Annotated in this window: 5 protein-coding genes; 1 reads left to right on the top strand and 4 read right to left on the bottom strand. The window is 65.8% G+C overall.

The genetic code is table 11. The annotated features are described in order from the left end of the window. Positions 1-31: 31 nt before the first annotated feature. A complete protein-coding gene (locus tag NA10_RS27530; protein ID WP_067573043.1) occupies positions 32-730 on the bottom strand; it encodes a PadR family transcriptional regulator in 699 nt (232 codons plus the stop codon). Positions 731-949: 219 nt separating this feature from the next. Between NA10_RS27530 and NA10_RS27535 the strand changes: the two genes are divergently transcribed. Continuing rightward, positions 950-1,900, top strand: a complete 951-nt coding sequence (locus tag NA10_RS27535) for a helix-turn-helix transcriptional regulator (protein ID WP_169812654.1) — start codon at positions 950-952, stop codon at positions 1,898-1,900. An 8-nt stretch (positions 1,901-1,908) separates the two neighbouring features. Here NA10_RS27535 and NA10_RS27540 read toward each other — a convergent pair whose 3' ends face one another. The 3 genes from NA10_RS27540 to NA10_RS27550 form a co-directional block, all read right to left on the bottom strand. Next, entirely contained in the window at positions 1,909-2,124 is a 216-nt protein-coding gene (locus NA10_RS27540) for a hypothetical protein (RefSeq protein WP_067573048.1), read from the bottom strand. Beyond that, the gene (locus NA10_RS27545) at positions 2,121-2,546 is read right to left on the bottom strand and encodes an SRPBCC domain-containing protein (protein WP_067573050.1); all 426 of its coding nucleotides are present in this window, start codon (positions 2,544-2,546) and stop codon (positions 2,121-2,123) included. Before NA10_RS27545 ends, NA10_RS27540 begins: the two co-directional genes overlap by 4 nt. Positions 2,547-2,667: 121 nt before the next feature. Then, positions 2,668-6,182 (bottom strand): multifunctional oxoglutarate decarboxylase/oxoglutarate dehydrogenase thiamine pyrophosphate-binding subunit/dihydrolipoyllysine-residue succinyltransferase subunit (locus NA10_RS27550; protein WP_084515305.1); only part of this gene is annotated, 3,515 nt, incomplete at its 5' end.

A 6,182-nucleotide genomic window follows, 5' to 3' on the forward strand; every position in this document is an offset into this window, starting at 1 on the left:
GTCTGTGTGCGGAAAGGTTTTTCGCGGTTGGTCAGGGGGTCACGCCCTTTCGGACGGCGGCCATGTCCGCCCCGCTGAGGCCCGCGCCCCAATCCGCGCCGGGGCGATCCTGGTCGTCGTCATCCGGAATGCGCGCGCCGGTCTGCGGGTCGAAGTCGGTCCACACCAGCTCCCCGCTCTCCAGGTCGGCGATCAGGGTGCTCAGCCAGCGGGATTCGGTGACGTTCATGGCGTGCAGGTATTCGATGACCATCCAGTAGCGCCGTGGCACCCGGCGGGAACGGGTCCACTCCCGCAACGCCTCGAATTCGGCGATATGCCCGTCCACCCAGGTGGCGCGTTCGCGCAGCAGAGCGATCACGTCGTGCACCGGCAAATTGTGCGCCTCGGCCAGAGCGAGCGGAAAAAGCGGGTACTCCTTTACGGGAGTTCGGAGGATTTCCGTAATGCGCAGGCGCAGCGTCGCCAGGCCCAGCGGCTGGATCCGATAGGTGGTGCGTTCGGGGCGATTACCGGCGCGATCGGTGCCCTCGGCCACCACCAGTTCCTGCTCCGCCAGTCGCGCCACCGTGTGATAGAGCGAGCCGGGTTTGATCTTCACCAACTCGTCCTCGTGCCGGGTCATCAGGAGTTGATACATCTCGTACGGATGCATCGGCTTCTCCTCGAGCAGTGCGAGGACCGCGATCGCCAATGGCGTCAGCGCTACACCCGCCTGCTTGCCCGTCATATCGGTCTCCCTCTTCCGCTCCAAATATTCCACGTGGAATATACGACGTGGAACATCTTGGGGGCAAGTCCGCGCCCGGGGCGCACCGAAACCCTTGGCATACCGGAGGATTCAGGGGCAGACGGACAGCAAACCGCTCGATAGGCTGACGCGGTGGTTAGGGATTCTGTGGCCTCGCATGTGATGCGGTTGTTGTTGGGGGTTGCGGAGCAATCGGGGGTGCCTGAGCACGAGCTGGCCTTCATCGACGGGGTGCGCGGTCCGGCCCTGGACGATGATCTGATGCGGTTCCCCACCTCCTCGCTGCTGCGGGTGTGGGAGCTGATTCGGGCGGCGGATCCGGTGGGCGGGGGACCGCGGGCCATCGCCGCGGCCGATCGCGGGCGGCTGCACGTCTGGGACTACCTGGTCACCGCGGGGCCTACGCTGGCATCGGGTTTCGCCGACGCGGGGGAGTACCTGAGCGTCATCTGCGATCCGACGGCCCGGATCTCGGTGGTCGAGGACGGACCGCGGCTGACGGTCGGACATGACAACCTGCACACCGGCACCGAGGTCGACGGCACCATCAACGAGTACGCGCTCGGCCTGGTGCTGCGCCGGGCGCGCGATGCCAAGGGCGACGGATTACGGCCCGTACGAGTCGATTTCGCGCATGCCGCGCCGCAGCGCCACGATCATCTCGGCGAGGTGTTCGGCACCGGCAATATCCACTTCGGGCAGAGCGGGAATCGGCTCACCTTCCTCGATCCCGAATCCGAGCCCGCCGCAAGACCTTTCGATCCGGAGCTACAGCGCGTCATGCGCATGTACGCGCGCTCGATCCTCGACAGCGCCCGCCCCGTGCCGGATTGGCGCGAGAGCTTCCGCACCGCCATCGGCGAGGCCCTGGCCGACAGCCACGGCCGCGGCACCTCCCTCGAAGAGGTCGCGCACCGGCTCGCCATGAGCCCGCGCACCCTGCAGCGCCGCCTCGCCGAATACGACACCACCTGGCGAGAAGAGTTGGAGGCGGTGCGTTTCGACCGCGCCACCCGCCTGCTGCGCGACACCCGACTGTCGCTGCAATCCATCGCGGGGCGGCTCGGCTATACCGACCACCGCACCCTGCGGCGCGCCTTCCAGCGCTGGACCGGGCAGACCCCGGACGCCTTCCGGCGCGCCGCCTGAACCGGGCGTCACCGCGCGTTCGAGGCCGCCTTCACCGCGTTCAGGGTGACCGCGGCGGCATTCCAGATGGCGTACAGGCTCACCGCGTAGGGCACCCAGGTCGGCTGGCCTACGGCGAGCAGAACGACGGTCGCCACCGCCAGCGCCAGCGCCCGATGCACGATTCCGTTGTGCAGCAGGCTCTTCAGGACGGTCGCGTTGATCGAAGGCTGAATCGTGGTCACTGTTCCACCCGCTTCTTCAAGGCCGCGTTCAGCAGCTCGAAACTCGCTATCGTGCCGGTGATGGTACTGCCCAGGAACGGGGTCAGCAGTCCGCCGAAATCCTCGGCCTGCGTGAAATAGGTGCCGCCGTCCCGAGCTTCCATGGTGAACTTGTGTGTGCCGTCGAACAGGCCGGGCACCAGCACGATGCCCTTCCAGGTGACCGCCCGCCCCGGTTCGGCCACCAGCACAACGGGTTTGAACGTCATCGGCCGCCCGCTCACCGGGTACAGCCGCAAATTCAGCCGTTCGCCCACGGCCAACGTGCCCTGCGCCTCGCGGATGAAGGGGTTCCACTCACCGTAGGCGGGGAAATCGCTGAACACCTTCCACACCTGCTCGGGCGGGGCGTCCAGCTGAATCCCGGTACTGATCGATCTCATGAATTCGACTCTAGGAGTGCCGGATTCACGCGGACGGGACTCGACGCGCCAGCGAGGGGACAAACGACGCCGGGCCGGACTCCCGCGAGGGAATCCGGCCCGGCGTCGTGGCAGGTTCGACCTAGACGGTCGGGGCGAAAGCCTCGCCGATGATCTCGGCCTGCTCCACCGCGTGCACCTTCGACGAACCCGAGGACGGGGCCGACATGGCGCGACGCGAGATGCGGCGCAGCTTGGCGAAGCGGGCGGGCAGGATTTCCGGCAGGTTCAGGCCGAAGAACGGCCATGCGCCCTGGTTGGCCGGTTCCTCCTGCACCCACACCAGATCGGTGGCGTTGGGGTAGCCCTCCAGCGCCTCGTTCAGGCGGAACTTCGGGATCGGGTACAGCTGCTCGACGCGCACGATGGCGACATCGTCACGCTTGTTCTTGTTCTTCTCCGCGACCAGCTCGTAGTAGATCTTGCCGGAGGTCAGCAGCACGCGCTTGACCTTCGAACGATCACCGTCGCCGCTCTCGTAGGTGGGCTCCTCGAGCACCGAACGGAACTTGTTGTCGGTGAAGTCCTCGACCTCGGACACCACGGCCTTGTTGCGCAGCATGGACTTCGGGGTGAAGACCACCAGCGGACGGCGGATGCCGTCCAGGGCGTGCCGGCGCAGCAGGTGGAAGTAGTTCGACGGGGTGGAGGGCACCGCCACCGTCATCGAACCCTCGGCGCACAGCTGCAGGAAGCGCTCGATACGGCCGGAGGTGTGGTCCGGGCCCTGGCCCTCGTGACCGTGCGGCAGCAGCAGCACTACCTCGGACAGCTGGCCCCACTTGGCCTCACCGGAGGAGATGAACTCGTCGATGATGGTCTGCGCGCCGTTGACGAAGTCACCGAACTGCGCCTCCCACAACACCAGTGCGTCGGTGTTGCCGAGCGAGTAGCCGTATTCGAAACCGACGGCGGCGTATTCGGACAGCGCCGAATCGTGCACCGCGAACCAGCCCGGATTCTTCGACCCGATGTTGTGCAGCGGGGTGTACTCGCCACCGGTCTTGCGGTCGATGATCACCGAATGCCGCTGCGAGAAGGTGCCGCGACGCGAATCCTGACCGGTCAGACGGACGGCCTTGCCCTCGTCGATAAGCGTGCCGAAGGCGAGCAACTCGGCCATGGCCCAGTCGATCTTGCCCTCGTACGCCATTTCGCGGCGCTTCTCCATGACCGGCTTGACGCGCGGATGCACATTGAAGCCCTCGGGCACGTTCACGAACGAATCGCCGATGCGCTGCAGCACGGTCTTGTCGACCGCGGTGACCAGCGTGGTCGGCATCTTCTGCTCGTCCTCGACCGACGGGGACGGCTCCGGAACGTACTTCTCCAGCTCGCGCACCTCGTTGAAGATCCGCTCCAGCTGTCCCTGGTAATCGCGCAGGGCGTCTTCGGCTTCCTTCATGGAGATATCGCCACGGCCGATCAGGCTCTCGGTGTACGCCTTGCGGACCGAGCGCTTGGTGTCGATGGCGTCGTACATGTTCGGCTGCGTCATCGAGGGGTCGTCGCCCTCGTTGTGGCCGCGGCGGCGGTAGCAGATCATATCGATGACCACGTCGCGGTTGAACCGCTGACGGTAGTCCACGGCCAGCTTGGCAACCCACACACAGGCTTCCGGGTCATCGCCGTTGACGTGGAACACCGGCGCGCCGATGAACTTCGCGATATCGGTGGAGTATTCGGTGGAACGCGAGTACTCCGGCGCGGTGGTGAAGCCGATCTGGTTGTTCACCACGATGTGCACGGTGCCGCCGGTGCGGTAGCCTCGCAGACCCGAGAGGTTCAGCGTCTCGGCGACCACACCCTGGCCCGCGAACGCCGCGTCACCGTGCAGCATGAGCGGCACGACCGAGAAGCTGCGCGCCTCTTCGCCCTTGGTGACGAGGTCTTCCTTGGTGAGCAGATCCTGCTTGGCGCGAACCAGACCCTCCAGCACCGGGTCGACGGCCTCGAGGTGGGACGGGTTGGCCGTCAGCGAGACCTCGATGTCGTTGTCGCCGAACATCTGGATGTAGGTGCCGCGCGCGCCCAGGTGGTACTTCACATCGCCCGAGCCGTGCGTGGCGGCCGGGTTCATATTGCCCTCGAACTCGGTGAAGATCTTCGAGTACGGCTTGCCGACGATATTCGCCAGCACGTTCAGGCGACCGCGGTGCGGCATGCCGATGACGACCTCGTCGAGCCCGTGCTCGGCGCACTGGTCGATGACACCGTCCATCATCGGAATGACGGACTCCGCGCCTTCGAGCGAGAAGCGCTTCTGGCCAACGTATTTGGTGGCCAGGAAGGTTTCGAACGCCTCGGCGGCATTGAGCCGGGACATGATGTACTTCTGCTCGGCGACAGAGGGCTTCTCATGCTTCTGCTCGACGCGCTCCTGAATCCAGTGCAGCTGTTCGGGATCCAGGATGTGGGTGTACTCCACACCCACGTGTCGGCAGTAGGCATCGCGCAGGATGGACAGCACATCGCGCAGCTTCATGCGCTCCTGGCCGTGGAAGCCCGCGACATTGAATTCGCGATCCAGATCCCACAGGGTCAGGCCGTGCTGGGTGACATCCAGATCCGGATGCGAGCGGAACTTGTCGTGCACCAACCGCAGCGGATCGGTATCGGCCATGAGGTGACCGCGGTTGCGGTACGCGGTGATCATCTCCTGGACGCGGGTCGACTTGTCGATACCGCGTTCCTTGATGTCCTTGCGCCAGCGCACCGGCTCGTAGGGGACACCCATACCGTGGAAGATCTCGTCGTAGAACTCGTCCGAGATCAGCAGGTTGTGCACGGTCCGCAGGAAGTCGCCGGACTCCGCGCCCTGAATGATGCGGTGATCGTAGGTCGAGGTCAGCGTCATGAGCTTGCCGATGCCGATATCGGCCAGCTGCTCATCGGCCATGCCCTGGAACTCGGCCGGGTACTCCATGGCGCCCGCGCCGATGATCGCGCCCTGACCCGGCATGAGCCGCGGCACCGAGTGATTGGTGCCGATGGTGCCCGGGTTGGTCAGCGAGATGGTGACGCCGGTGAAATCGTCATTGGTCAGCTTGCCGTTGCGCGCGCGCCGCACCACGTCCTCGTACGCGGTATGGAACTGCGCGAAGGTCATGTCCTCGGTGTTCTTGATGGCGGCGACGGCCAGCGTGCGGTTGCCGTCCTTACCGGGCAGGTCGATGGCCAGACCCAGATTGGTGTGCGCCGGGGTGACCGAGTTCGGCTTGCCGTCCACCTCGGCGAAGTGCCGGTTCATATTCGGGAAGGACTTGATGCCCTGCACGATCGCGTAACCCAGCAGATGGGTGAAGGAGATCTTGCCACCGCGGGTACGCGCGAGGTGGTTGTTGATGACCAGCCGGTTGTCGATCATCAGCTTGGCGGGGATGGCCCGCACGCTGGTGGCGGTCGGGATGGTCAGCGATGCCGACATGTTCTTGACGATGGCGGCGGCCGGTCCGCGCAGAATCTTGGCCTCATCGGTGCTCGCGGCCTTCGGCGCACCCGTGGTGGGGGCGGCGTTGGAGGCCGGAGCCGGGGTCGTCTGCGGGGTGCGCACCTGAGCGGGGGCCGGAGCGGGGGCCGGAGCGGGCGCGGGATTCG

The organism is Nocardia acidivorans NBRC 108247, from assembly GCF_001625085.1.
Lineage (GTDB): Bacteria > Actinomycetota > Actinomycetes > Mycobacteriales > Mycobacteriaceae > Nocardia > Nocardia acidivorans.

What these genes read in the sequence shown, in the direction of transcription:
- NA10_RS27530 (WP_067573043.1), bottom strand. Translation starts at nt 730, where the DNA reads ATGACGGGCAAGCAGGCGGGTGTAGCGCTGACGCCATTGGCGATCGCG.
- NA10_RS27545 (WP_067573050.1), bottom strand. Translation starts at nt 2,546, where the DNA reads ATGAGATCGATCAGTACCGGGATTCAGCTGGACGCCCCGCCCGAGCAG.